The sequence below is a fragment of the Hydrogenophaga sp. FW305-3-2-15-A-LB1 genome (genome assembly GCF_058787875.1).
In genome coordinates this window covers 44,374-70,481 of sequence record NZ_JBYTAE010000005.1, presented here as the reverse complement: position 1 = coordinate 70,481, position 26,108 = coordinate 44,374, and the positions used below count along the sequence as shown (strand labels likewise).

The 26,108-nt window shown below is 67.2% G+C and carries 22 protein-coding genes; 18 read left to right on the top strand and 4 right to left on the bottom strand.

What is annotated here, in order from left to right; all coding sequences use genetic code 11:
- Window positions 1-88: 88 nt before the first annotated feature.
- Entirely contained in the window at window positions 89-1,024 is a 936-nt protein-coding gene (locus AC3WPZ_RS02585) for a LysR family transcriptional regulator (RefSeq protein WP_382324411.1), read from the top strand.
- Window positions 1,021-2,007, top strand: a complete 987-nt coding sequence (locus tag AC3WPZ_RS02580; protein WP_492432110.1) for a Bug family tripartite tricarboxylate transporter substrate binding protein — start codon at window positions 1,021-1,023, stop codon at window positions 2,005-2,007. Before AC3WPZ_RS02585 ends, AC3WPZ_RS02580 begins: the two co-directional genes overlap by 4 nt.
- Before the next feature lie 33 nt (window positions 2,008-2,040).
- On the opposite strand, the gene AC3WPZ_RS02575 is transcribed toward AC3WPZ_RS02580, so the two are convergent.
- Together AC3WPZ_RS02575 and AC3WPZ_RS02570 are read right to left on the bottom strand one after the other, a co-directional pair.
- Complete coding sequence (locus AC3WPZ_RS02575; RefSeq protein WP_382158445.1) at window positions 2,041-2,595, bottom strand: C40 family peptidase; 555 nt, start codon at window positions 2,593-2,595, stop codon at window positions 2,041-2,043.
- 82 nt (window positions 2,596-2,677) lie between these two features.
- On the bottom strand, window positions 2,678-4,336 hold the full coding sequence (locus AC3WPZ_RS02570; protein ID WP_492432108.1) for a 4-hydroxyphenylacetate 3-hydroxylase family protein: 1,659 nt from the start codon (window positions 4,334-4,336) through the stop codon (window positions 2,678-2,680).
- Window positions 4,337-4,472: 136 nt separating this feature from the next.
- Between AC3WPZ_RS02570 and AC3WPZ_RS02565 the strand changes: the two genes are divergently transcribed.
- From AC3WPZ_RS02565 to zapE, 8 genes are all read left to right on the top strand, one after another.
- On the top strand, window positions 4,473-5,207 hold the full coding sequence (locus tag AC3WPZ_RS02565; protein WP_382158441.1) for a TetR/AcrR family transcriptional regulator: 735 nt from the start codon (window positions 4,473-4,475) through the stop codon (window positions 5,205-5,207).
- Between the two features lie 78 nt (window positions 5,208-5,285).
- The gene (locus tag AC3WPZ_RS02560) at window positions 5,286-5,894 is read left to right on the top strand and encodes an isochorismatase family protein (protein ID WP_444687470.1); all 609 of its coding nucleotides are present in this window, start codon (window positions 5,286-5,288) and stop codon (window positions 5,892-5,894) included.
- A 126-nt stretch (window positions 5,895-6,020) separates the two neighbouring features.
- Complete coding sequence (locus tag AC3WPZ_RS02555) at window positions 6,021-7,916, top strand: propionate--CoA ligase (protein WP_382326803.1); 1,896 nt, start codon at window positions 6,021-6,023, stop codon at window positions 7,914-7,916.
- A gap of 107 nt (window positions 7,917-8,023) precedes the next feature.
- Window positions 8,024-8,398, top strand: a complete 375-nt coding sequence (locus tag AC3WPZ_RS02550; RefSeq protein ID WP_204731485.1) for an ArsR/SmtB family transcription factor — start codon at window positions 8,024-8,026, stop codon at window positions 8,396-8,398.
- A 178-nt stretch (window positions 8,399-8,576) separates the two neighbouring features.
- Window positions 8,577-11,468, top strand: a complete 2,892-nt coding sequence (locus AC3WPZ_RS02545) for a 2-oxoglutarate dehydrogenase E1 component (protein ID WP_382158437.1) — start codon at window positions 8,577-8,579, stop codon at window positions 11,466-11,468.
- Between the two features lie 89 nt (window positions 11,469-11,557).
- Window positions 11,558-12,826 (top strand): 2-oxoglutarate dehydrogenase complex dihydrolipoyllysine-residue succinyltransferase, encoded by a 1,269-nt coding sequence (odhB, locus tag AC3WPZ_RS02540; protein WP_492437954.1) that lies wholly within the window; start codon window positions 11,558-11,560, stop codon window positions 12,824-12,826.
- Between the two features lie 62 nt (window positions 12,827-12,888).
- The gene (gene lpdA, locus AC3WPZ_RS02535; protein ID WP_382326799.1) at window positions 12,889-14,316 is read left to right on the top strand and encodes a dihydrolipoyl dehydrogenase; all 1,428 of its coding nucleotides are present in this window, start codon (window positions 12,889-12,891) and stop codon (window positions 14,314-14,316) included.
- A 9-nt stretch (window positions 14,317-14,325) separates the two neighbouring features.
- A complete protein-coding gene (zapE, locus tag AC3WPZ_RS02530; protein ID WP_492437952.1) occupies window positions 14,326-15,423 on the top strand; it encodes a cell division protein ZapE in 1,098 nt (365 codons plus the stop codon).
- Window positions 15,424-15,431: 8 nt separating this feature from the next.
- Here the strand turns inward: zapE and AC3WPZ_RS02525 are convergent, their stop codons facing one another.
- On the bottom strand, window positions 15,432-16,190 hold the full coding sequence (locus AC3WPZ_RS02525; protein ID WP_291119577.1) for a PP2C family protein-serine/threonine phosphatase: 759 nt from the start codon (window positions 16,188-16,190) through the stop codon (window positions 15,432-15,434).
- Between the two features lie 164 nt (window positions 16,191-16,354).
- Here AC3WPZ_RS02525 and yoaA point away from each other — a divergent pair, with 164 nt between their 5' ends.
- Window positions 16,355-18,388: a DNA repair helicase YoaA gene (gene yoaA, locus AC3WPZ_RS02520; protein ID WP_492437950.1), complete on the top strand. Its 2,034-nt coding sequence runs from the start codon at window positions 16,355-16,357 to the stop codon at window positions 18,386-18,388.
- On the opposite strand, the gene AC3WPZ_RS02515 is transcribed toward yoaA, so the two are convergent.
- Window positions 18,351-19,115, bottom strand: a complete 765-nt coding sequence (locus AC3WPZ_RS02515; RefSeq protein ID WP_291119609.1) for an outer membrane protein assembly factor BamD — start codon at window positions 19,113-19,115, stop codon at window positions 18,351-18,353. The genes yoaA and AC3WPZ_RS02515 overlap by 38 nt on opposite strands.
- A gap of 116 nt (window positions 19,116-19,231) precedes the next feature.
- Here AC3WPZ_RS02515 and AC3WPZ_RS02510 point away from each other — a divergent pair, with 116 nt between their 5' ends.
- The 7 genes from AC3WPZ_RS02510 to AC3WPZ_RS02480 all read left to right on the top strand — a co-directional run bounded on the left by AC3WPZ_RS02510 (window position 19,232) and on the right by AC3WPZ_RS02480 (window position 25,984).
- Entirely contained in the window at window positions 19,232-20,242 is a 1,011-nt protein-coding gene (locus AC3WPZ_RS02510; protein ID WP_492437948.1) for an RluA family pseudouridine synthase, read from the top strand.
- Between the two features lie 199 nt (window positions 20,243-20,441).
- Window positions 20,442-21,188 carry an SMC-Scp complex subunit ScpB gene (scpB, locus tag AC3WPZ_RS02505; RefSeq protein ID WP_492437946.1) on the top strand — a complete coding sequence of 249 codons (747 nt, stop codon included), beginning with the start codon at window positions 20,442-20,444 and terminating at the stop codon, window positions 21,186-21,188.
- The gene (locus tag AC3WPZ_RS02500; RefSeq protein ID WP_492437944.1) at window positions 21,154-22,494 is read left to right on the top strand and encodes a pseudouridine synthase; all 1,341 of its coding nucleotides are present in this window, start codon (window positions 21,154-21,156) and stop codon (window positions 22,492-22,494) included. The genes scpB and AC3WPZ_RS02500 overlap by 35 nt, the downstream gene beginning before the upstream one ends.
- Before the next feature lie 114 nt (window positions 22,495-22,608).
- Window positions 22,609-23,034: a nucleoside-diphosphate kinase gene (gene ndk, locus AC3WPZ_RS02495; protein WP_086123506.1), complete on the top strand. Its 426-nt coding sequence runs from the start codon at window positions 22,609-22,611 to the stop codon at window positions 23,032-23,034.
- Between the two features lie 7 nt (window positions 23,035-23,041).
- Entirely contained in the window at window positions 23,042-24,190 is a 1,149-nt protein-coding gene (gene rlmN / locus AC3WPZ_RS02490) for a dual-specificity RNA methyltransferase RlmN (protein WP_382158427.1), read from the top strand.
- Complete coding sequence (pilW, locus tag AC3WPZ_RS02485; RefSeq protein WP_382324431.1) at window positions 24,187-25,047, top strand: type IV pilus biogenesis/stability protein PilW; 861 nt, start codon at window positions 24,187-24,189, stop codon at window positions 25,045-25,047. Before rlmN ends, pilW begins: the two co-directional genes overlap by 4 nt.
- A complete protein-coding gene (locus AC3WPZ_RS02480; RefSeq protein WP_492437942.1) occupies window positions 25,040-25,984 on the top strand; it encodes a helix-turn-helix domain-containing protein in 945 nt (314 codons plus the stop codon). Before pilW ends, AC3WPZ_RS02480 begins: the two co-directional genes overlap by 8 nt.
- Window positions 25,985-26,108: the final 124 nt, after the last annotated feature.

Here is a 26,108-nt window from a genome sequence, read left to right as displayed (position 1 = left end):
CTGTGGTTGTTCGAATCCACGCGGACGATAGGTGCGCCGCCACCCCATGTCAAATATACTGAAACCCGAATTTCAATACCTTTCAGATATGGAAATCAGGCACCTGCGCTACTTCCTGGCCGTCGCCGAGGCCGGCCACATGACCCGCGCGGCCGAGCGCCTGGGCATCCAGCAGCCGCCACTGAGCCTGCAGATCAAGGCACTGGAAAAGGAGCTGGGCGTTGCCTTGTTCCACCGCCATCCCAAGGGCGTGGCGTTGTCGGACGCCGGGCGCCTGTTCGAGCGGGAAGCGCGCCAGCTGGTGGACGACATGGCGGCCATGGAGCAGCGCATGGCGCGCGTGGCGCGCGGCGAACTCGGTGTGCTCCATGTCGGCTTCACCAGCTCCGCCGCCGCGCATGCTTTCACCCCCGAGGCCTTGCGCGCCTGCCGGCGGGCCTGGCCCGGCATCGCACTGTCGATCCGCGAAGACCACGCGGCCGGCATCACCGAGGCGGTGGAGGCGGGGCGGCTGCATTGCGGCCTGATCCGCGTGCCGGTGTCGCAGCCCGAGAGCCTGACCTTCGAGGTGCTGCTGCGCGAGCCGGTGCTGGTGGCGCTGCCCGGCGACCACGCCTTGGCGCGACGCCGGTCGGGCGCGCTGGCGTTGGCGGACCTGCGCGAGGAGGGCTTCATCCTGGTGCGGCAACCCGGTGCCCCGGGGCTGTACGCCAACCTGCTGGCGCTGTGCGAAGCCCATGGTTTTCGTCCGCGCATCGCCGCCGAGGTCGAGCGCATGGTGACCAGCCTGAACCTGGTGGCCGCGGGCGCGGGCATCGCGGTCGTGCCGACCTCCATGAGCGGGCTGCATCCCCACGCGGTGGTCTATCTGCCCTTGCGCGAAGGCACGCCGCTGGATGCGCCGTTGACCCTGGTGTACCGCTCGGCCGAAGCCTCCGGCCCGGCCTCGCATTTCCTCAAGATCGCCCGGGACACGGCGCGCAAGGCCCAGGCGCGCGCGCGACGGGGGCGCACCGTGGCATGAGAGAAGGGCTGTCGCGTCGGCAAGCGATCCCGGCGCTGCTGGCGCTGGCGGGCGTCGTCGGTCCACGGGCCAGCCATGCGCAGCCCGCGTGGCCTTCTCAGCCCTTGCGCATCATCGTCGTGTACCCACCGGGCGGGCTCAGCGATGGCGTCGCGCGTGCGCTGGCCGAGCGCCTGTCGTGGCAACTCGGCGTGGCGGTGCGGGTGGAAAACCGGGGTGGTGGGGGCGGCAGCGTGGGGCTGCAGGCGCTGGCGCGCGCGCCGGCCGACGGACACACGCTGGCCTTCTCGGCGGTCAGCCCCTTGACCCTGCGCCCGCACCTCGGTGCGGTGGGCTACGACCCGTTTCGAGACATCGAGCCGGTGGCCAGCGTGATGTACACACCCGTGCTGCTGGTGGGCACGCCGACCTTCATGGGCCGGGGCTTTGCGGACTTGCTCGCGCAAGCCAAAGCCCATCCAGGCGCGCTGCGCTGGGCCACCTCCGGCCTGGCCACCGCCGGCCATCTGGTGCTGGAACAGGTGCAGCTGGGCAGCAGCGTGGTGGTCACGCACATTCCGTACAAGGGCGGTGGCCAGCAGCTCACCGACGCGCTGGGCGGGCAGTTCGAGTTGCTGTCGACCAACGTGGCTCCGGCGCAGCTGGCCCACATCGAGGCCGGTCGTTTCAAGCCCCTGGCCGTGGGCGCGCCGCAGCGCCTGGAGGTCTTGCCGCAGGTGCCCACGTTTGCCGAGCTGGGGTTGCCCCAGGCCAATGTCACTTCGCTGTTCGGCCTGTTCGCGCCGGGTGGGACGCCGCCGCAGGTGCTGGACCGGCTGAATGCGGAAATCAACGCGGCGGTGCAGACGCCCCCCATCCGCGAGCGGCTGCTGGCGTCGGACAACCTGCCCGCGCTCGGCGACCGGCCTTCCTTCGCGCGCCGCATTGCCGAGGAATGGCGCAGCAACCGCCAGCTCAAGGGCGCGAACATCAAGATGGAGTGAGCGTCGGGGCGGCGACGCGGTGGCCGTGATGGCTCAGGGAGCCTTGTCGGCCACCGGCACGCGGCGCGCGCCATTGAAGCGCTTGTTCCAGTAGGCCATGCGCATGTCTTCCATGCGCACCTGGGCACCGCTGCGCGGGGAGTGGATGAACTTGCCGTCGCCCACATAAATGCCGACGTGGCTGAAGGCCCGGCGCATGGTGTTGAAGAACACCAGGTCGCCCGGCTTGAGTTCGCTGCGGTCGATGGTCTGTGTGGCCGCGGCCTGTTCGTCGGAACGGCGGGGCAGGATCTTGCCCAGCGACTGTTCGTACACCGCGCGCACGAAGCCGCTGCAATCGAAGCCCGTTTCGGCGCTGTTGCCGCCGTAGCGGTACGGCACGTCGAGGAAGGCCATGGCGTTGATCACGAGGCTGGAGGCCTGGTCGCTCACCGTCTCGCGGGCATGCTGCACTTGTTGACCGATGCGGGCCATCAGGCCCTTGTCGTTGAGCAGCGAGTCCATGTCTTCATAGCCGTTGGTGGTGCCCGGCGCGGCGTGGGCCACGGCCGAACCGCACAGCAGAAGAATGGGGAGCCAACGCGACATAGGGCGTGAGGGTATCGGCGCTGCTGCTGGAAGTCAAGCGAGAATCGAGCGCCAACCCCTTGATTTACAACCACTTTCGTATTCACTTCCTGGCCAGCGGGGCGGCTCGCGACGGAAGGCTGCTGGTGACCGACGGAAGATCGACCATCACGGGCTGACCGGGCGCGGTGCAGCCGGTGTCGCAGCACTTGCCGGGTTGGCGGTTTTTCGTGATGGCGCGTGCCGGGTCGTGAGGCGATGCGGCAGCGCTGCCGTCGGCCGCCACGCCGCGTTCCAGCAGACGTTCGACCAGCTCGACCTTGTTGCCCACCGGGTAGTTGCGCCAGATTTCCTGCTTCATCGCGGCTGGCGAACCGCCGCCGTGCAGGCTGATCACGCTGTACCAGCCACCCTGGTAGCCAGCGGTCAGGTCTTCCAGGAAACGCGCCGTCTGGATCCGCTGCTCGTAAGGCACGTCGGGGTTGGCGCGCAGCACGTCCGAGAGTTTCGCGCCGGTTTCGGGGTTGTGGTCTTCGTCCGGGCCGGGCAGGGTGACGATCAGGCCGCCGCTCACGTAGTGGGCGATGCGGTGCATGTCGTAGATCTGCGTGGCCAGCAGCAGCTTGCCGATGTTGGAGAACACGGGGTCGGGCATGAAGGTCTGGCTGTGCGGGTCGGCCTTGCCATAGACGCTGGCCGCCACACCGCAGGCGTAGAAGCCCTCGGTGATGGTGATCAGTTCCACCATTTGTTCGCGCAGGTGGGTTTCCCGGCCCGGGTCGAAGCCGTTGGCTTCGCACATGAGCGCCCCGGCGCCGATGAGCAGATCGCCAAAGCCGGCGCGCGCGCCGATGCAGGTGTGGCGGTGGTGGGTGGCGTAGCTGTAGGTGAGGTGGCTGGAGTGCTCCCACTCGCCGGCGTAGAACACGCTGTCCCAGGGCACGAACACCCGGTCGAAGATGCAGACGCCGGTGCTCTGCCCGTACTTGCGGCTGAACAGGGCCTCGCCATGTTCGACCTTTTCGCCGGGCCGGCCGGCGGGTCGGGCGACGATGGTCAGGCCCGGTGCGTCGATGGGCACGGCGCAGCAGACGGCGAAGTCGGCGTCCTCGCGGCCCATGTGGCGGCACGGCATCACCAGCAGCTCGTGCACATAGGGCGCGCCGGTGACGATGGCCTTGGTGCCGCTGATGACGATGCCGCGTGCGTTTCTCTCCACCACGTGCACGTAGCTGTCCACGTTGGCCTGCTCATGCGGACGGCGGCTGCGGTCGCCCTTGGCATCGGTCATGGCCACGCCCAGGGTCAGGTCCTGATCCTGCACGCGGTGCAGGTAGTTCAGGAAGCGCTGGGTGTGCTCGGTGGTCCCACGGGCATCGTCGATGCGGGCCGAGACCTGGCCGATGGCGTTGAGCGCGTCGTGGGTGAGGTAGCGCTGGGCGCAACCGGTCTCCTGGCACACCAGGCGCACGGCTTCCAGCTTGTTGAGCAGGTCGCCGCTGCTGGTGTTGATGTGGCTGAGGCGGTTCACCCGGCGGCCGCTGGTCTGCTGGACCGCCGTCATCAGCGGCGCGTACCGGGCTTGGAGGGCCAAGTCATAGGTGAGGGCAATGGCGTTGATCCCGGGTTGCAAACCCGGTTCATCGGCCACGCTGTCCACCGCGCGCCCGTCCACGAACACGCGCGGCTTGCGCTCGCGCAGGGATTCGCGGAAATCCTCGCCGCTCATGAGCGTGGGTGGGTGAGCCAGTGAGTTGTTCATGGGATGGATGCCTCGTGGATAGATTGACGGTCGACGTATTTTTTGCCTCTCGAGCATTGATTTAAACAATGTTCAATAATTTGTGCAAATGTTTAATTTCAGCGATCCATGTTCGTCAGGGCGATAAACTGCGCGCATGGACGTCCATTTGCATGAACTGATCCCCGTGCCCTCGGAGGCCGAGGCAGAGGCCGCGCGAGAACAACAACGCCAACGGCAGCTGCGCCAGGCGGCGCAGTCGGATTCCCGCCGCGCCCTGGTGTTGGAAGCGGCGCGCAGTGTCTTCGCCGAAAAGGGCGTGGAAGGCGCCAGCATCCGGGAAATCGCCAAGCGGGCGGCGTACACACCAGGGGCGATCTACAGCTACTTCGAGAGCAAGGAGGCGATCTACGCCGCGTTGCTGGCCGAATCGCTGGAGCGGCTGAACCAGGAGGTGGCTGCCGCCAAGCCGCCCAAACCCCAACCCCAGGCGATGCTCGCGGCCAAGGCGCAGGCCTGGTTCGGCTTCTACGCCCGCAACCCTCGCGATCTGGATCTGGGCTTCTACCTGGTGCAGGGGCTGGCCCCACGGGGCCTGACCAGCGAACTGAACCAGCAGCTCAACAGCCGCCTGCACGACGCCCTGCATCCTTGCGAACAGGCCTTGCAGGCCATGGGGCTCTCGCCCGAAGCCGCGCTGCGCGAGAACACCGCGCTCTTCGCCCATGGGGTGGGTTTGCTGCTGTTGCAGCACACCGGCCGCATCCGCATGTTCGGGCAGTCCCCTGATGCGCTGTTCCAGGCCTATGTGGACCAGCTCGTGGCCCGGTTGAGCCCGGGCGATGGCGCTTCAGCGGGTGAACCGGGGCAGGCCGATCTGTTCGGGGGTTGAGGGCATTCGCGGCCACCCCGACCGGCCCTGCGAAAATCCCCGCTTCTCCCCGAAGCCTTAGACGTGAAAGACAAACCGATGCTGCTGGACGCCTCCGATTCCCAACTGGTGCTGGTGGACTACCAGGCCCGCCTGATGCCCGCCATCTTCGAAGGCCCTCAAGTGCTGGCCAATGCCCTGCGCCTGGCGCGCATGGCCCAGGCCCTGCGGGTGCCCACCTGGGGCACCGAGCAGAACCCCGAAAAACTGGGACCCAACCCGCCCGAGCTGCGCGAGCTGTGCCAGAAGACCCTGTCCAAGATGCACTTCGGCGCCGTCTCCGATGGCCTGGCCGACTGGCTGCGCCCTCCCGTGCGTCAGCAGGCGTCCGGCAACGCGCGCAGCCTGCCCAAGCACCTGCAGAAGCCGGCGGCGGCACCAGCCTCGGAGCGCCAGACTGTCGTCGTGGCGGGCTGCGAGGCGCATGTGTGCCTGCTGCAGACCGCGCTGGAGCTGATCGAGCAGGAGTTCGACGTCTGGGTGGTGACGGATGCCTGCAGCTCGCGCACCGAGCGCAACCGAGACGCCGCCTTCGACCGCCTGGCCGGCGCGGGCGCCGAGCTGGTGACCACGGAGATGGTGGCCTTCGAGTGGCTGCGCACGGCCGAGCACCCCGCGTTCCGCGAGATCCAGGCCTTGATCAAATAAGAGAAGCGTGCAGCGGCGCAGGGCGGCGGCCTTGCGCCGTGTCAGCCTCGCGCAAGCGGGCTCAGCATAATTATGAATTCACTTTAGTGCGCGACTTTAGGTCCATCAGCTGCAGGAGACATTCATATGAGTCAGGGCTACGCCGAGTTCTACCGCCGCTCCATCGAGGACCGCGATGCCTTCTGGACCGAACAGGCCGCGCTGGTGGACTGGCACAAGCCCTTCGACCGGGTCTGCAACCACGACCACCCGCCGTTCGCGCACTGGTTCGAGGGCGGGCTGACCAACCTGTGCCACAACGCGGTGGACCGCCACCTTCGGGATCGCGCCGATCAGAACGCGCTGATCTACGTGTCGACCGAGACCGACACCGAGCGCACCTACAGCTTTCGCGAATTGCACGCCGAGGTGCAGCGCATGGCGGCGGTGCTGCTGGGGCAGGGCGTGAAGAAGGGCGATCGGGTGTTGATCTACATGCCCATGATTCCCGAAGCCACCTTCGCCATGCTGGCCTGCGCGCGCATCGGCGCCATTCACTCGGTGGTGTTCGGCGGTTTCGCGAGCCATTCGCTGGCCAACCGCATTGACGATGCATCCCCCGTGGCCATCGTGAGCGCCGATGCAGGGTCGCGCGGTGGCAAGGTGGTCGAGTACAAGCCGCTGCTGGACGAAGCCCTTCGCCTGTCCAGCCACAAGCCGGCGTCGGTGGTCCTGGTCAATCGGGGCCTGGCGCCGATGTCCCTGGTGCCCGGGCGCGACCACGACTACACCGCTCTGCGCGAGCAGCACCTGAACGCGCAGGTGTCCTGCGAATGGATGGAGTCGACCGCCATCAGCTACACGATCTACACCAGCGGCACCACCGGCAAGCCCAAGGGCGTGCAGCGCGATACCGGAGGCTACCTGGTGGCGCTGGCGGCGAGCATGAAGCACATCTTCATGGGCGAACCCGGTGAGACCTATTTCTCCACCAGCGACATTGGCTGGGTGGTGGGCCACAGCTACATCGTCTACGGCCCGCTGATCGCCGGCATGGCGACCATCCTGTACGAAGGCCTGCCGATCCGGCCCGATGGGGGCATCTGGTGGCGGCTGGTCGAGAAGTACAAGGTGACGGTGATGTTCAGCGCGCCCACCGCGGTGCGCGTGCTCAAGAAGCAGGACCCGGCCTACCTGAAGCAGTACGACCTCTCCAGCCTCAAGGCGCTGTTCCTCGCCGGCGAACCGCTGGACGAGCCCACGGCGCGCTGGATCAGCGACGGCCTGGGCGTGCCCATCATCGACAACTACTGGCAGACCGAGAGCGGCTGGCCTATTCTCACCATCGCCAACGGGGTCGAGAAGAAGCCCAGCAAGTTTGGCAGCCCGGGGGTGCCGATGTACGGCTACAGCGTCAAGCTCCTGCACGAGTCCACCGGTGAAGAGCTCACCGGTGCCGATGAGAAGGGCGTGGTGGTGATCGAGGGGCCGACGCCGCCCGGCTTCATGCAGACTGTGTGGAAGGACGACGCGCGCTTCGTCAACACCTACTGGAAGAGCATCCCGGGCAAGCTGGTCTACAGCACCTTCGACTGGGGCATCCGCGACCAGGACGGGTACTTCTACATCCTGGGCCGCACCGACGACGTGATCAACGTGGCGGGCCACCGGCTGGGCACGCGGGAGATCGAGGAGAGCATCTCCAGCCACGCCAACGTGGCGGAGGTGGCGGTGGTGGGCGTGGCCGACCAGCTCAAGGGGCAGGTGGCCATGGCCTTCGTGGTCGCCAAGGACACCTCGGCGCTCGGTGACGAGGCCTCGAAGCTCAAGCTGGAGGGCGAGATCATGAAGCGGGTGGACGAGCAGCTCGGTGCCGTGGCCCGCCCGGCCCGGGTGCGTTTCGTGACCGTGCTGCCCAAGACGCGCAGCGGCAAGCTGCTGCGCCGGGCCATCCAGGCGGTCTGCGAAGGGCGCGATCCGGGCGACCTCACGACCATGGACGATCCCGCCGCGCTGCAGCAGATCAAGGATCTGCTGGCCTGAAACGCAGGGGAGGCCTTGCCGGCGTTCCGGTCGCGTTGGCAAGGCATGGTGGTTCGGGGTGTTTGTAAGTACAATTCATGCTTATATTTACACGAGCAACGACCGCCATGGAACAGATGATCGCGTCCGAAGGCCAAGTGGAAAAAGTCCGCGTGTTTGAACTCGCGGCCGAACTCTTCGGCGTGCTCGCCACCCCCATGCGGCTGCGCATCCTCAGTGCGCTTTGTGACAAGGAGAAGTCGGTTTCCCAGCTGTTGCAGGAAATCGACACCACCCAGCCCAATCTGTCGCAGCACCTGAACCTGCTCTACCGCGCAGGCGTGCTGGCCAAGCGCAAGGACGGCACGCAGGTGATCTACCGCGTGCAGAGCGAAAAGGCCGTTACCCTGTGCCGCACGGTCTGCACCCAGATCGCGATCGAGATGGACGAGCCGAGCTCGGTGCCGGCCTCCGAGCGCCTCTCGCCCCGCGTCGCGTCTTGACGAACGGCCCCCGCATCGCATCTTTTTACACAGGGCTGTTCCCGCGGTGGCACAATCGCGGGCTGCAGTCAGGTCCTTCCACAGTCACTGTCGCATCCGCCTAACGGTTCAGCCGTGCCGCGGAAGGTTGTCTTAACCAGCTTATGTTTCCCGAAGGGAAACGGAGGTCAGCGGATTTATGAGCGATTCCCAATCGAACGGGGGCAACGTCTATGTTGCCTACAAAGGCAACTCCTACCTCTTCGGCGGCAACGCGCCGTACGTGGAAGAGATGTACGAAAACTACCTGGACAATCCCGGTAGCGTCCCCGACAACTGGCGCGGTTACTTCGACGCGCTGCAGAACGTCCCCGCCGGTGATGGCACCGACGCCCGCGACGTACCCCATCTGCCCGTCATCAACGCCTTCGCCGAGCGCGCCAAGCAGGGTGGCACCAAGGTCGTCGTGGCCGCTGGTGCCGACTCCGAGCTCGCCCGCAAGCGCACCGCCGTCCAGCAGCTGATTGCCGCCTACCGCAACGTCGGTGCCCGCTGGGCCGATCTGGATCCGCTCAAGCGCGCCGAGCGCGACCACATTCCCGAACTCGAACTCTCGTTCTACGGTTTCACCGACGCCGACCTCGAGACCGTGTTCAACACCAGCAACACGTTCTTCGGCAAGGAAACCATGTCCTTGCGCGAGTTGCTCAACGCCTTGCGCGAGACGTACTGCGGCTCCATCGGTGCCGAGTACATGTACATCACCGACCAGAGCCAGAAGCGCTGGTGGCAGGAGCGCCTGGAAGCCACGCGCACCAAGCCCGCCTTCAACGCCGAGAAGAAAAAGCACATCCTCGACCGCCTGACGGCCGCCGAAGGCCTGGAGCGTTTCCTGCACACCAAGTACGTGGGCCAGAAGCGCTTCTCGCTGGAAGGTGGCGAGAGCTTCATCGCCTCGATGGACGAGCTGATCAACCAGGCCGGCCAGATCGGCGTGCAGGAAATCGTGATCGGCATGGCCCACCGCGGTCGCCTGAACGTGCTGGTCAACACCCTGGGCAAGATGCCCAAGGACCTGTTTGCCGAGTTCGACCACACCGCGCCCGAAGAACTGCCCGCCGGTGACGTGAAGTACCACCAGGGCTTCAGCTCCGACGTGACCACCCCCGGGGGCCCGGTGCACCTGTCGCTGGCATTCAACCCCTCGCACCTGGAAATCGTGAACCCGGTCGTGGAAGGTTCGGTGCGCGCCCGCATGGACCGCCGTGGCGACCCGCTGGGCAAGCAGGTGCTGCCGGTGCTGGTGCACGGTGATGCCGCCTTTGCCGGCCAGGGCGTGGTGATGGAAACCCTGGCGCTGGCCGAAACCCGTGGCTATTCCACGGGCGGCACGGTGCATCTGGTGATCAACAACCAGATTGGTTTCACCACCTCCGACCCGCGCGACAGCCGCTCCACGCTGTACTGCTCCGACGTCGTGAAGATGATCGAGGCGCCGGTGCTGCACGTGAACGGCGACGATCCCGAAGCGGTGGTGTTCGCCACCCAGCTGGCGCTCGACTTCCGCATGACCTTCCAGAAGGACGTGGTGGTCGACATTGTTTGCTTCCGCAAGCTGGGCCACAACGAACAGGACACCCCGAGCCTGACGCAGCCGCTCATGTACAAGAAGATCGCGGCCCACCCCGGTACGCGCAAGCTGTACGCCGACAAGCTGGCCGCGCAGGGCCTGGGCGAGACGCTGGGCGACGACATGGTCAAGGCCTACCGTGCCGCGCTGGACGCCGGTCGCCACACGGTGGACCCGGTGCTGACCAACTTCAAGAGCAAGTTCGCGGTCGACTGGAGCCCGTACCTGGGCAAGAAGTGGACCGACAGCGCGGACTCCGCCATCCCCATGGCCGAGTGGAAGCGACTGTCGGATCGCCTGACCACGATTCCGGACAACGTCACCCCGCACCAACTGGTGAAGAAGGTGTACGCCGATCGCGCGGCCATGGGCCGTGGCGACATTCCGGTGGACTGGGGCATGGGCGAGCACATGGCTTTTGCCTCGCTGGTGGCCAGCGGTTTCCCCGTGCGCCTCTCGGGTGAGGATTGCGGCCGCGGCACGTTCACCCACCGCCACGCCGTCATCCACGACCAGAACCGCGAGAAGTACGACGAAGGCATCTACGTGCCGCTGCAGAACGTGGCCGACAACCAGGCCCCGTTCGTGGTGATCGACTCGATCCTGTCCGAAGAGGCCGTGCTCGGTTTCGAATACGGCTACGCCTCGAACGACCCGAACACGCTGGTGATCTGGGAAGCCCAGTTCGGCGACTTCGTCAACGGCGCGCAGGTCGTGATCGACCAGTTCATCGCCTCCGGTGAAGTGAAGTGGGGCCGCGTCAACGGCATCACGATGATGCTGCCGCACGGCTACGAAGGCCAGGGTCCGGAGCACAGCTCGGCGCGCCTGGAGCGCTTCATGCAGCTGGCCGCCGACACCAACATGCAGGTCGTGCAGCCCACCACCGCGAGCCAGATCTTCCACGTGCTGCGCCGCCAGATGATTCGCGGCCTGCGCAAGCCGCTGATCATCTTCACGCCCAAGTCGCTGCTGCGCAACAAGGACGCGACCTCGCCGCTGTCCGAGTTCACCAAGGGCGGTTTCCAGACCGTGATCCCGGAGCAGAACGCCGACGTCGTGAAGAAGGCCGAGAAGGTCAAGCGCGTCATCTGCTGCTCGGGCAAGGTGTACTACGACCTCGTCAAGAAGCGCGAAGAGCGCGGCTCGGACGACGTGGCGATCGTGCGCGTGGAGCAGCTGTACCCGTTCCCGCACAAAGTGTTCGGCGCGGAGCTGCGCAAGTACCCCAACGCGACCGACATCGTGTGGTGCCAGGACGAGCCGCAGAACCAGGGCGCCTGGTTCTTCGTGCAGCACTACATCCACGAGAACATGCTCGAGGGCCAGAAGCTGGGTTACGCCGGGCGTGCGGCCTCCGCATCGCCGGCCGTGGGTTATGCCCACCTCCACCAGGAGCAGCAGAAGACGTTGATCGAAGCCGCTTTCGGCAAGCTCAAAGGCTTCATCCTCACCAAGTGAACTGAACGGACCCGAGCCGGTCACCCGACGTTGACGTCCTGTGACTGGCCCGTCCGGCGCACCCCACAAAACCCCCAGGTAGAACACTCATGGCAATCGTAGAAGTCAAAGTTCCGCAACTGTCCGAATCCGTGGCCGAAGCCACCTTGCTGGCATGGAAGAAGAAGGCCGGCGAAGCCGTCGCGGCCGATGAAATCCTGATCGAGATCGAAACCGACAAGGTCGTGCTCGAAGTGCCCGCGCCCGCCGCCGGCGTGCTGGTGGAGCTGGTCCAGGGCGACGGCGCCACCGTGGCCGCCGACCAGCTGATCGCTCGCATCGACACCGCTGCCGTCGCCGGTGCCGCGGCGCCCGCACCCGCTGCTGCGGCGCCTGCCGCTGCCGCTCCCGCCGCCGCACCGGCTGCTGCTGCTGCTGCTGCAACATCCCAATCCAAGGCCGGTGTGGCCATGCCCGCCGCCGCCAAGCTGATGGCCGACAACAACCTGGCCGCTGGCTCGGTGGCCGGCACCGGCAAGGACGGCCGCGTGACCAAGGGCGACGTGCTGTCGGCCGTGGCCGCGCCCAAGGCCGCCGTGGCCGCCCCCGTGGCGATCCCCACCGGCGCGCCTTCCAAGGTGCTGCCGCAGGTGCCCGTGGTCGCCCCCGACCTGGGCGACCGCCCCGAAGAGCGCGTGGCCATGACCCGCCTGCGCGCGCGCGTGGCCGAGCGTCTGCTGCAATCGCAATCCACCAACGCCATCCTGACCACGTTCAACGAGGTGAACATGGCGCCGGTGATGGAGATGCGCAAGAAGTTCCAGGAAAAGTTCGAGAAGGAACACGGCGTCAAGCTGGGCTTCATGAGCTTCTTCGTGAAGGCCGCGGTGCATGCGCTCAAGAAGTACCCGATCATCAATGCCTCGGTGGACGGCAGCGACATCGTCTACCACGGTTACTTCGACATCGGCATCGCTGTCGGTTCGCCCCGTGGCCTGGTGGTGCCCATCCTGCGCAACGCCGACCAGATGAGCTTTGCCGACATCGAAAAGAAGATCGCCGAGTTCGGCCAGAAGGCCAAGGACGGCAAGCTGGGTCTGGACGACCTCACCGGTGGCACGTTCTCGATTTCCAATGGCGGCACCTTCGGCTCCATGCTGTCCACGCCCATCATCAACCCGCCGCAGTCGGCCATCCTCGGCGTGCACGCTACGAAGGACCGCGCGGTGGTGGAGAACGGCCAGATCGTGATCCGCCCGATCAACTACCTCGCCATGTCGTACGACCACCGCATCATCGACGGCCGCGAAGCCGTGCTGGGTCTGGTGGCGATGAAGGAAGCGCTGGAAGACCCGGCCCGCATCCTGTTCGACATCTGATCGATCCTCCTCTCGCCAACGCCCCGACAGGGGCGTTGGCCCTTTGACTTCAGGAACACAACATGTCCCAATCCTTTGACGTCGTCGTGATCGGCGGCGGCCCCGGTGGCTACATCGCCGCCATCCGTGCGGCGCAGCTCGGCTTCAAGGTCGCCTGCATCGACGAGTGGAAGAACGCCGCTGGCGGCCCGGCACCGGGTGGCACCTGCACCAACGTCGGCTGCATTCCCAGCAAGGCGCTGCTGCAGTCGTCCGAACACTTCGATCACGCCAACCACCACTTCGCCGACCATGGCATCAGCGCCACCAACGTGAAGATCGACATCGCCAAGATGATCGGCCGCAAGGACACGGTGGTGAAGCAGAACAACGACGGCATCCTGTACCTGTTCAAGAAGAACAAGGTCACCTTCTTCCATGGCCGCGGCTCGTTCGTGAAGGCCGTCGAAGCCGGCTACGAGATCCAGGTGACCGGCGCGAAGGAAGAGCTCATCACGGGCCAGCAGATCATCCTGGCCACGGGCTCCAACGCCCGCGCGCTGCCGGGTGTGCCGTTCGACGAAGAGAGCGTGCTGTCCAACGACGGCGCGCTGCGCCTCGGCGCCGTGCCCAAGAAGCTGGTGCTGATCGGCTCCGGCGTGATCGGCCTGGAAATGGGCTCGGTCTGGCGCCGCCTGGGCTCGGACGTGATCATCCTCGAAGGTCTGCCGACCTTCCTGGGCGCGGTGGACGAGCAGATCGCCAAGGAAGCCAAGAAGGCCTTCGACAAGCAAGGCCTGAAGATCGAACTGGGCGTGAAGGTCGGCGAGGTCAAGACCGGCAAGAAGGGCGTGAGCGTGGCCTACACGAACGCCAAGGGCGAAGCGCAGAGCATTGACGCCGACAAGCTGATCGTCTCCATCGGCCGTGTGCCCAACACCATCGGCCTGAATGCCGAGGCCGTGGGCCTGCAGCTCGACGAGCGCGGCGCCATCGTGGTGGACGGCGAATGCCGCACCAGCCTCAAGGGTGTGTGGGCCGTGGGCGACGTGGTGCGTGGCCCCATGCTGGCGCACAAGGCGGAAGAAGAGGGCGTGGCCGTGGCCGAGCGCATCGCCGGCCAGCACGGACACGTCAACTTCAACACCATCCCCTGGGTGATCTACACCAGCCCCGAGATCGCCTGGGTGGGCCGCACCGAGCAGCAGCTCAAGGCCGACGGCGTGAAGTACAAGGCCGGCACCTTCCCGTTCCTGGCCAACGGCCGTGCGCGGGCGCTGGGCGACACCACCGGCATGGTGAAGTTCCTGGCCGACGCGACCACCGACGAAATCCTCGGCGTGCACATCGTGGGCCCCATGGCCAGCGAACTGATCGCCGAAGCCGTGGTGGCCATGGAGTTCAAGGCCAGCGCCGAGGACATCGCGCGCATCTGCCACGCCCACCCTTCGCTGTCGGAGGCGACGAAGGAAGCCGCGCTGGCGGTGGACAAGCGCACGCTGAACTTCTAAGCGCCGATCTTGAGCGTCCGCAGCACGTACGAGGCCGCGCTCAAGGAGCGCGGCTACACGACGGACCCCGCCCAACAGCGCGCCATCGACGCGCTGGAGCGGTGCGCGGCCGAGTGGGCGGTATACAAGCAGAAGCGCTCGAACTCGCTGAAGAAGCTCTTCATCAATCCCGAGATCCCGCGCGGCGTCTACATGTACGGCGGCGTGGGCCGGGGCAAGAGTTTCCTCATGGAGTGCTTTTTCGAGGCGGTGCCGCTGCGTCGCAAGACGCGGCTGCATTTCCACGAGTTCATGCGCGAGGTGCACCGCGAACTGCGCGAGTTGCAGGGCACGGTCAATCCGCTGGACGAGCTCGGCGCGCGCATCGCCAAGCGCTACAAGCTCATCTGCTTCGATGAGTTCCATGTGGCCGACGTGACCGACGCGATGATCCTGCACCGCCTGCTGGACGCGCTGTTCAAGGCAGGCGTGGGGTTCGTCACCACGTCCAACTTCCGCCCGGACGACCTGTACCCCGACGGGCTGCACCGCGACCGCATCCTGCCCGCGATCGAACTGCTTAAACAGCGGCTGGAGGTGCTGAGCGTGGACAACGGCACCGACTACCGCCAGCGCACGCTCAACCACATCCAGCTCTACCACTGCCCGCTGGGGCCGCAGGCCGATGCCGCGATGGAGGCCACCTTCAATGAGTTGGCCGAGATGGGCGACCACGATGCGGTCATGCACATCGAAGCGCGGCAGATCCAGGCGCTGCGGCGCTCAGGCGGCGTGATCTGGTTCGACTTCCGCACCCTGTGCGGTGGACCCCGTTCGCAGAACGACTACCTCGAGATCGCTTCCCAGTTCCACACGCTCATGCTGTCGAACGTGCCGCAGATGTCGGTGCGCCAGGCGTCGGAAGCGCGGCGCTTCACCTGGCTGGTGGATGTGCTCTACGACCGGCGGGTCAAGCTGGTGATGTCCGCCGCCGTGCCTCCCGAGGATCTGTACGTGGAAGGGCCGATGTCGCACGAATTCCCGCGCACCGTCTCGCGCCTGACCGAGATGCAGTCGCAGGAATTCCTGTCGCTGGAGCACCGGTTGGTGGACACCGGGCTGACTTGAACCCCGCTTCAGCCGAGCGGGTCGAGTTTGACGATCGTCAGCGACAGGTTGTCGCCCATGCCCTTGGCGCGCGAGCGCGCCTTCTGGATCAGGAACTCGCAAGCCTCGCGGGGCGAGAGCATGGCGATCGTGCTGGAGAGTTCTTCCGGGGTGAAGTAGTGCCAGATGCCGTCGCTGCAGGCCATGATCGCGTCACCCGCGCTCAGCTGGGGCACCACGTGCAGGTCCACTGGCGGATCGTTCTCCGTGCCCAGGCAGCCCATCAGGATGTTGGCATGCGGGTGGTCCAACGCCTCTTCCTCGCTGATCTCGCCCTGGTTGACCAGGGTCTGCACGTAGGAATGGTCCATCGTGCGAAAGACCATCCGGCCATTGCGGAAGTGGTAGATGCGCGAGTCGCCTGCGTGCACCCAGTGGCTGTCGCCACCCGGGTTGATGAGGAAGGCGGCGATGGTGCTGTGCGGCTCCTGTTCGGCCGAGACAGCCGTGAGCTTGATCACCAGGTGCGACTCTTCGACGATCTGGCGCAGCAGCGCGGCGGCATCGTCCGTCTCGGGGTCGTAGCGCTCGAACAGCTGCCGCGCCGTGAGCATCACCTGGTCGGAGGCTTTGCGTCCGCCGCTGCGACCCCCCATCCCGTCGGCCAGCACCGCGAGCAGGCAGGTGCCGTGGCGCGGATGGTGCAGCAGGCTGACCTGGTCTTGCTGGTAATCGCGATCGCCCCGGTGGATGCCGGTGGAGGCCTGGATGCGGTAGCCTTTGGACATGAAGGTGCTGATCGGTCTGTGCGGGTGGGGAAATGGGTGCAATGGTATCCACATATGCGCTGCGCGAAGCCCGGCAAAGGCCGAAACCGTGAACCCTTGCGCGCCGGTCCGCCGTCCGGCGGCGTGGGCCTGCTCAACGGTGCCTGGCAGGGCCTGGAGGCGGCTTGAGCGCGCTTGAAAACGGCGTGGCAGCCGCGTTTGCCGCCGACGGACCCTTGGCGCGCGCGCACGGCAGTCTGCGCCCGCGTCAGGGGCAGCTCGACATGGCCGCCGCCGTGTCCCGCGCCATCGAAGACGGCCATGGCCTGGCCGTCGAAGCGGGCACCGGGGTGGGCAAGACCTTCGCCTACCTCGTGCCCTTGCTGCTCAGTGGCCGGCGTGCTCTGCTGTCCACCGCCACCCAGGCCTTGCAGGACCAGCTGTTCACGCGCGACATTCCCGCCGTGGTTCGCGCACTCGGTCTGCCGGTGCGCGTGGCCCTGCTCAAGGGGCGGTCGAGTTACGTCTGCCTGCATCGACTGGAGCAGGCCTTGCATGGGCCGGCGTCGGTCGGCCTGCGCGACCCTGCCATCACGGCCGGGTTGGCCCAGGTGCTGAGCTGGGCGAACCGCTCGCGCAGCGGCGACCTGGCCGAACTGGAGGCCCTGGACGAACGCTCGCCGCTGCGCCCGATGGTCACATCCACCCGGGACAACTGCCTGGGCGCGAGCTGCCCGCGCCACGGCGATTGCCATGTCAACCGCGCGCGCGGCGAGGCCTTGCAGGCCGAGTGGGTGGTGATCAACCACCACCTGTTCTTTTCGGATCAGCTGTTGCTGGAGTCGGGCGTGGCCTCGTTGCTGCCAGCCGCCGAGGTGGTGGTGTTCGACGAAGCGCATCAGCTGAACGACACCGGCATTCCGTTTCTGGGGCGCACGCTCGGGACGGGGCAGTTGCGGGAACTGGCGCGCGATCTGGCCACCCAGGGGCCGCAGTGGGCGCGGGGCCAGCGGCCGTGGGCCCACCTGGCACTGGCGATCGAACAGGCCGCGCGCGCGATGGCCGCCTTGCCCCGCCAGGCCGGTGGCAGTGGTGGCCGCTACCGTTGGCAAGGCATGGCGCCCGAAGGTGTTGACGCGGCCGACTGGCAGCGCTGCGGCATCGAACTGAGCCAGGCGTTGACGGCCAGCCAGGAGGCGCTGACCGCCACCGCGCAAGCCTCGGCGGAACTGGAGCGCCTGCAGGCGCGGGTGCAGGCCTTGCTGTCGGTGTGGCAAGGCATGGCCACCGGCATGCCGGCGACCGACATGGTTCGCTGGGTGGAGTGGGGTGAAGCCCGGCATTGGCGCGCCGTGTGCGCGCCGTCCGACAGCGCCCGCCTGTTCCAGCCCTTGCTGGACGAATCGGCGGGCCGGCGCAGCTGGGTGTTCTCGTCGGCGACCTTGGGCAGCGACGACGGGCTGAGCTGGTTCACCCGGGGCCTCGGTCTGGATGCGCTGCCGGGTTTGCGCACCCTGCGCGTGCCCAGCCCGTTCGATCACGCGGCCCAGGCGGCGCTGTATGTGCCCCACGACCTGCCCGAGCCCGCCGACGCCTCTCACACGCCGGCGCTCGCCGACGCGGTGGCGCGCTGGGCATCCCGACTGGGTGGCCGCACCCTGGTGTTGACCACCACTTTGCGCGCCGCATCGCGCATGGCTGATCATCTGCAGGGCCTGGTGGCGCAAGGGCGTTGCGCGCCGCTTCAGGTGTTGGCGCAGGGGCGCTTGTCCAAGCGCGCGCTGTTGGCGCGGTTTCGCCAAGCGGGCGAACCGTCCGTGCTGGTGGCGTCGGCGTCGTTCTGGGAGGGCGTGGATCTGCCCGGCGACGCGCTGCAGCTGTTGGTCATCGACAAGCTGCCTTTTCCACCACCGGACGATCCCTTGATGCAGGCGCGCGGCCAGCGCCTGGAGGCGCAGGGCTTGAGCGCTTTCAACGACGCCTTTCTGCCCGAAGCCGCCATGGCGCTCAAGCAGGGGGCAGGGCGTTTGATCCGCTCCGAGACCGACCAGGGGATTCTGGTGATCGGCGACCGGCGCTTGGTCACCCGGTCTTATGGCAACCGTCTGCTGGGGGCGTTGCCGGCCATGAGCCGGCTGGTGGACGAGGCGGACATGGTCGCCCGCCTCGATGCGCTGGTGCTTACCAGATCTTCCACCAGGGATCGTCTTTGGACTTGAAACCCTGGCTCAGGTACTCGCTGTTCGGGTAGCTGGCCTGCATCACGCGGCGGGTGTCGTCGCGCAACTGCGTCAGGCCCAGCGCCTCATAGGACCGCAGCATGATGAAGAGGGCTTCTTCGAGGGCCGGCGCGTTGACGTAGTCGGTCAAGGCCGTCTGAGCGCGGTTGATGGCCGCCACGTAGGCGCCCCGGCTGTGGTAGTAGCGCGCGACATGGACCTCGTACTGCGCCAGCGAGTTGACGATGTACGTCATGCGGTCCCGGGCATCGGGGCTGTAGCGGGAATCCGGGAACCGCGAGACGAGCTCGCGGAACGCTTCGAACGATTCCTTGGCGGCTTTCTGATCGCGTTCGGACAGATCCTGACGCGCCAGCGAGCCGAAGAGGCCGAGGTTGTCGTTGAAATTCACCAGCCCCTTGAGGTACAGGGCATAGTCCATCGCCGGGCTGGTGGGATGGAGCTTCTGAAAGCGGTCGAGGGTGGCCAGCGCCTGGGCTTGTTCGCCGGCCTTGTACTGCGCGTAAGCCTTGTCGAGCTGGGCCTGCTGGGCCAGGGGGGTGCCGGCGGCACGGCCTTCGAGCTTTTCGTACAGCGTCACCGACTTCTCGTAGTTGCCGGCGGCACGCTCTTCGGTCGCTTCGCTGTAGATTCGGTTCGGGCTCCAGCCGGCCGTTTCATCCACGGGCGTGGTGCTGCATGCGCTGAGCACCAGCGCCGAGGCCATCGCGCACAGGGGCACAGCCGATAATCTGGACGTCAACTTCACGGGTGCACCTTTACAACGGAACAATGGACTTGGCTTCGCAAATTATATCGACGGGGGATGTGACAGGAGGTTCCATGCCGGGTCTCGAATCGGAGGCGGGCGCCGTGCTCGACGAACTCACGGCGGAAATGGAAACGCGGATCTGCGAAGTACCCGCTGCCATGCATGGCTGGCGCATCGATCGCGCGCTGGCACAGCTGATTCCCGAATTCTCCCGTTCCTACCTGCAGCAACTGATGGCCGACGGCGCTGTCGTGATGCGTGGCACGGCCCTGCGCAAGCCGTCGGCCCGCATCGCCGTGGGCGACCGGTTGGCGGTGGAGCTGCGCCCCACGCAGCAGGCGCAGGCCTTTGTGGCGCAGGCCATGGCGCTGGACGTGGTGTTCGAGGACGCCGACCTGCTGGTGATCCAGAAGCCCGCCGGCCTGGTGGTGCACCCGGCGGCGGGGCACTGGACCGGCACGTTGCTCAACGGTCTGCTGGCGCACCACGCCGGCGCTGCGGCGTTGCCGCGCGCCGGTATCGTGCACCGCCTGGACAAGGACACCTCGGGCCTCATGCTCGTGGGCAAATCGCGCCAGGCCGTGGAGGCGCTGGTGCGAGCCATCGCCGCGCGCGAGGTGAATCGCCAGTACCTTGCCCTGGCCCATGGCCGCTGGCAGGGCGCGGCCGAGAAGGGCGTGGACCAGCCCATCGGGCGCGACGTGCACAACCGCCTGCGCATGGCCGTCGTGCGCGCCGACACCGGCATCGGGAAAACGGCGCAGACCACCATCCGCCTGCTCGATGGGTCTGACCAGGCCTGCCTGGTGGCCTGCAAGCTTCACACGGGGCGCACGCACCAGATCCGCGTGCACATGGCCTGGTTGGGTCATCCCCTGGTCGGGGATGCGCTCTACGGTGGTCGCCCGCTCTGGGGCATGGGCCGCCAGGCCCTGCATGCGGCGCGCCTGTCGCTGCGGCATCCGATCACCGGCGAGCCGCTGGCGTTTCAATCGGCCCCGCCGCCGGACCTGCTGGCCGCCATCGATGGCAACGGCCTCCGGTACAATGAGCCGGGTCTGGGCAGCGGATTCCTCGAGTGAGCGCTACCGTGCGACCCCCGCTGCGCGGCGTGTCGAGGTCCTGACCTCACGATCCCCCAATTTTTGCCCTGCCAGGCAACAGGTTCTTCCCCGGCGTTCCGAGCCGACGGCCACCGCCGTCCTCGCCGGTTTGAGCAACGGGCCCCGTGCCCACCCCTGTACCGTCCCGGTCCATGCCGGTTTTTGACAGACTGACACCATGAACACCACGGATGCCAAGCGCGTCCTCGAGACGGCGTTGATCTGCGCGCCCCAGCCCCTGTCTGTGCGGGAACTGGGCACGCTGTTCGACGCCGAAGTCTCGGCGGACACGCTCAAGACCTTGCTGGTCGACCTTCAACTGGAATGGACCGGCCGCGGCGTCGAACTGGTGCAAGTGGCCAGTGGCTGGCGTTTCCAGAGCCGGCCCGAACTGCGCCCCTACCTGGACCGTTTGCACCCCGAAAAGCCGCCTCGTTACAGCCGCGCCACCATGGAGACGCTGGCCATCATTGCCTACCGCCAGCCGGTGACGCGGGGCGACATGGAAGACATCCGCGGCGTGACCATCAACTCGCTCATCATCAAGCAGTTGGAGGACCGGGGTTGGGTCGAGGTCATCGGCCACCGCGAAACCGTGGGCCGTCCCGCGCTGTTCGCCACCACGCGCCAGTTTCTCGACGACCTGGGCCTGTCGTCGCTCGATCAGTTGCCCCCACTCGAGGGCAATGAAATCCAGGAATCGGCCCTGGACCGGCTGGACTTCGAAGCGCTGTCGTCCAACCTGTCGCCCGAAGTGGCAGAGGTCGCGATCGATACCGAGATTGCCGTGGCGGATGCGCCCGAAGCAACGGCGACCGCCGACTTGCCGGCTGACGCCGAGACCCCCACCCCCGATCTGCAGAGAGCCGATCCCTCCACCCAGGAACACCATGAACCCGGCGAACACCCCCCCAGCGACGCCTGAGTCGACCCCCGACGCGACGTTGCCGCCCGCCGAGAACACGGTGCCGCCTCAGGCCGCGGGCATGGAGCCGGCCCCTGTCGCGGGCCCTCGAGAGGCCGCCGATGCCGAAGCCCTGCGTTTCGACGACGTGGTCAGCGGGGCCTTCGATGCAGAACAGGAGCAAGCCCTGCCGCTGCCGACCAAGCGCGTGCTCGCGCCGCAGGCCGAGTCGCCCAAGCTGCACAAGGTGCTGGCGCAGGCCGGCATGGGCTCGCGGCTGGAGATGGAGCAACTCATCCTGGAAGGCCGCATCTCGGTCAACGGCGAGCCAGCCCACATCGGGCAGCGCATCCAGTTCGGGGACGTCATCAAGGTCAACGGCAAGCCGGTGCGCGTGCGCATGACGCCGCCGCCGCCGCGCGTGCTGGCCTACCACAAGCCCGCCGGGGAGGTGGTCTCTCACGACGACCCGCAGAACCGCCCGACCGTGTTCCGCCGCCTGCCCAAGCTGATGCAGGGCAAGTGGCAGTCGGTGGGCCGACTCGACCTCAACACCGAAGGCCTGCTGTTGCTGACCAACTCGGGCGAACTGGCCAATCGGCTGATGCACCCCCGTTTCGGTTTGCAGCGGGAATACGCCGTGCGCGTGCTGGGCGCCTTGTCCAACGAGGAGAAACAGCGGCTGCTGGACGGCGTGCGCCTGGACGACGGCGTGGCCCAGTTCGCCTCCATCGAGGATGGCGGCGGCGAGGGCGCCAACTGCTGGTACCGCGTGACGATCGGCGAGGGCCGCAACCGCGAGGTGCGCCGCATGTTCGAAGCCGTTGGCCATGCGGTCAGCCGGCTGATCCGCATCCGTTATGGCGCGGTGATGCTGCCGCGCGGGCTCAAGCGCGGCGTGTGGCTGGAACTCGACGACCGCGACATCGCCCGGTTGACCGCCGCGGCAGGGCTGGTGGAGGCCGACGAGCCGCGTGGCCCGCGCCCCGGCGGCCGGCACCCTGCCCAGCGGGGCAAACAAGGCGGCAAGGGAGGCCGCACCCAGGGCAAACCGCCAGGCAGCCGTGCGGACGGCCCCGGTTTCGGCGATCGCCGGACCAACAGCGGCTACGGCATGGGCGGGGCGCCGGGTGGCGCCAAGCCGCGTGGCGCCAAGGGCCCGGGCAAGGGGCAGGGGAGTGCGGGTTCGCAGCCGGACCCGATGAAAACCTCCTTCGGTTACATCGGTCAGGACGCCCTGCAGCGCCGGCGCGAGCAGGACGCCGGCCGCGGAGGCCCGCCGGGCGGTGGCCGGCGCCGGGGTGGCGGACGTTCGGGCGGGCGCTGAATGGCGCTTCCCACGCCCACGTTCCACGGCACGGACACCCGAGCAATGTAGAATCGTGGGCTTTGTGAGGCCTTGTGGCTTCGGCAAATTCAACCAAGAAACTTCAGGATTCCTATGGCCATCGAACGCACCCTCTCGATCATCAAGCCCGACGCCGTCGCCAAGAACGTCATCGGCCAGATTTACGCCCGCTTTGAAGCCGCTGGCCTGAAGGTCGTGGCCGCTCGCATGGCCCACCTCTCGCGCGGCGAAGCCGAAGCTTTCTACGCCGTGCACAAGGCCCGTCCCTTCTTCAAGGACCTGGTCGACTTCATGATCTCCGGCCCCGTGATGATCCAGGCGCTCGAAGGCGAAGGCGCCATCGCCAAGAACCGCGACCTGATGGGCGCCACCGATCCCAAGAAGGCCGCTGCCGGCACCATCCGCGCCGACTTCGCCGACAGCATCGACGCCAACGCCGTGCACGGCTCGGACGCGCCCGAGACGGCTGCCGCCGAAGTGGCATTCTTCTTTGCCGGCCTCAACGTCTACTCGCGTTGATCATGGTATGACGGCCAATCTGCTCGACTTCGATCTCGAGGGTTTGGCCGCCTTTTGCGAGCAGCTGGGCGAGAAGCGCTTTCGCGCCGTCCAGCTGTTTCGCTGGATCCATCAAAAAGGGGCGTCGGACTTCGCCCAGATGACGGACCTGGCGCGCAGCCTGCGCGACAAGCTGCCCGGCGTCTGCACCATCACCGACCTGCCCGTGCTCTCGCGCCAGGACTCGGCCGACGGCACCATCAAGTGGCTCTTCGATGTGGGCGATGGCAACGCGGTGGAAACCGTGTTCATCCCCGAGGAAGACCGCGGCACGCTGTGCATTTCCTCCCAGGCCGGTTGCGCCGTGGGCTGCCGCTTCTGCTCCACCGGCCACCAGGGCTTTTCGCGCAACCTCACCACCGGTGAGATCCTGGCCCAGCTGTGGCATGCCGAGCATTTTCTTCGCCGTCACCTGAAACGCGGGGAACGCGTGATCACGAACGTGGTCATGATGGGCATGGGCGAACCCTTGCAGAACTACCACGCGCTGGTGCCGGCGCTGCGCGCCATGCTCGATGACCATGGCTACGGCCTGTCGCGCCGCCGCGTGACGGTGTCCACCTCGGGCGTGGTGCCGATGATCGATCGCCTGGCGCAGGATTGTCCAGTGGCCCTGGCGGTGTCGCTGCACGCCCCCAACGACCCCCTGCGCGACGACCTCGTGCCCTTGAACCGCAAGTACCCCATCGCCGAACTGCTGGACGCTTGCCTGCGCTACCTGCCGGCGGCGCCACGCGACTTCATCACTTTCGAGTACTGCATGCTCGACGGGGTGAACGACCAGCCCGAGCACGCCCGCGAATTGCTGGCCCTGCTCAAGCAGCATGGCGAGCGCGGTGTGCCGTGCAAGATCAACCTGATTCCTTTCAACCCTTTCCCGGACTCGGGGCTGACCTGCTCTCCACGCGCGGTGGTGCAGCGCTTCGGGCAGATGCTCAATGAAGCCGGTGTGGTCACCACGGTGCGCAAGACGCGTGGGGACGACATCGATGCCGCCTGCGGTCAGCTCGCGGGCGATGTGCTGGACCGCACCAACGCGGCCAAGCGCCTGGCGCAACGGCGCAGCAATGCCAGCGAGCGCCCCATTCGTTTCGTTCAAAAGGAAAGGCAGGCATGACACATCCGACCCGCACCGGTTTTGGGGCGCATGGCACGCGCTCGCGTGGCATGGTGGCCAGCTTCTGGCTGGGTGTGCTGCTGGTGTTGCTGGCCGGCTGTGCGCAAACGCGCGGCCTGCCCGCCACCACGGCCGCTGCCGTGGCAGCCGGTGCCGAACCGGTCACCGAGTCGGACGAGCCCGAAGCGCGCAAGCGCGCGCGCATTCGGGTGGAGCTGGCTTCGGGCTACTTCGAGCAGGGCCAGACCACGGTGGCGCTCGACGAGATCAAGCTGGCGTTGGCCGCTGATCCGAACTATGCGCCGGCCTACACGCTGCGCGGCCTGGTGTACGCGCGGCTGAACGAACTGCGGCTCGCGGAAGACAGCTTCAAGCGCGCGCAACTGCTCAGCCCGCGCGATCCGGACGTGCTGCACCACTACGGCCTGTTCGCGTGCCAGCAAGGCCGCTACCCGCAGGCGATCGAGCTGTTCCAGCAGGCGCTGGCCAGCCCGGTGTACGGCGGCCAGGCCAAGACCCTGATGGTCAAGGGCATCTGCCAGGTGCGGGCGGCGCAGTTTGAAGAAGCAGAGGGCAGTCTGGCGCGCTCCTACGAGCTCGATCCTGGCAACCCCATCACGGCCTACAACCTGGCGGCCTTGCAGTTCCGCCGCGGCGAGAACGCGAAGGCGCAGTTCACCATTCGCCGGCTGAACAACAGCGAGCTGGCCAATGCCGAAACCCTGTGGCTGGGCATCAAGGTGGAGCACCGCATGGGCAACGCCGAAGCCATGGCCCAACTGGCCCAGCAACTGAGCCGGCGTTATCCGGACTCGCGTGAGTGGGCGTCGTATCAGCGGAGAGCATTTGATGAATGAGGTGTATGCCAACGAGGGCGCCACGGCGGCCGGGGAGGGTGCTTCGCGCCCGGTGCTGCTGCGCGCGGCGCGCGAGGCGGCGGGCTTGCATATTGCAGCGCTCGCCGCGGCCCTCAAGGTCCCGGTGAAAAAACTCGAAGCCCTGGAAGCAGGGCGCTACAGCGAACTGCCCGACCTGACCTTCGCGCGCGCGCTGGCGTCCAGCGCATGCCGCCACCTCAAGGTGGATCCGGCGCCGATCCTCGAACAGATTCCGCAGGGAGGCATCCCTGAACTGGGTGGTTCGCGCCATGCGATCAACGCCCCCTTCCAGCCCGCGCACGACCCGGCCCCCATCAACCCCTTGAGCTGGCTCTCGCGCCCCGCGCTGCTGGCCGCGATCGTGCTGCTGCTGGGCGCGCTGGTGATCGTGTTCCTGCCGCGCGCGGAAGAGTCCGCGCAGGAGCCTGCGCAGGCCGAGGCGGGCAACGTGGTCACGCCGCTGGAGCAACCGGCGGAACCGGTGGCGGCGGTGGAGCCCGAGCCTGTTCAGGAACCCGCTGCGGCAGGTGCGCCTGTGGCTCCTCCCACAGGAGGTGCGACACCCGCGGCGCCTGTGGCGGCACCCGCACCGGTGTCCGCGTCGCCTGCGGCTGCTCCGGCCGTGGCTGCGGTGCCGCCCGTGGCCCCGGCTGCCGCGGCGCCTGCCGCACCCGCATCGGGCAGCCTGCTCACCATTGCCGCCACCGGCGAATCTTGGGTGGAGGTCGTCAATGGCTCCGGCAGTGTCGTCATCCAGCGCGTTCTGCAAGCCGGTGACGCCGTCGATTTTTCCAGCGCGCCGCCTTACACCGTGGTGCTTGGCCGTGCCGAGGTCGCTCAGGTTACTGTGCGTGGCAAGCCGTTCGACGTGACGCGCTACGCGCGCAACAACGTCGCCCGATTCGAGGTGAAATGAACATGGACACCCTGGTGCGCCCCGCCGCGTCGTGTGAACCGATTCCGCTGTCGGCGGCGCGCACCCCCCGCCCCCCCCAGGGGGGGGGGGGCGGGGGCGGCCCCCCCGTGCAGCGCGAGCGTGT